The sequence below is a fragment of the Roseivirga ehrenbergii genome (assembly GCF_001593005.1).
Taxonomy (GTDB): Bacteria; Bacteroidota; Bacteroidia; order Cytophagales; family Cyclobacteriaceae; genus Roseivirga; species Roseivirga ehrenbergii.
Genome location: NZ_LQZQ01000046.1, coordinates 1 through 287 on the forward strand (window position 1 = coordinate 1; position 287 = coordinate 287).

1 protein-coding gene is annotated in these 287 nt (G+C 41.8%); it reads left to right on the plus strand.

Annotated elements, in window-relative coordinates; all coding sequences use genetic code 11:
* A partial coding sequence (locus MB14_RS14360; RefSeq protein ID WP_157716596.1) for a hypothetical protein occupies positions 1–287 on the plus strand: 287 nt, incomplete at both ends.

Sequence of the window (287 nt, forward strand, 5' to 3'; positions counted from 1 at the left end):
AACAACAGATAGAACAGTGAATTATGCATCAGGTAGTGGGTCTACTACTTTAACGTTTAACTATACAGTTCAGTCAGGCGATGTGAACGCAGACTTAGACTATGTGGCTACGAACTCGTTGACTTTAAACTCAGGTACGATTAAAGATGCATCAGGTAGTAATGATGCTACTTTGACCTTGGCTACTCCAGGCGCAGCCAATTCATTAGGCGCGAACAAAGCGATAGTGATTGATGGTGTAGCCCCAGTAATTACCAGCTTAAGTCTACATAATGGGAATACTTTTG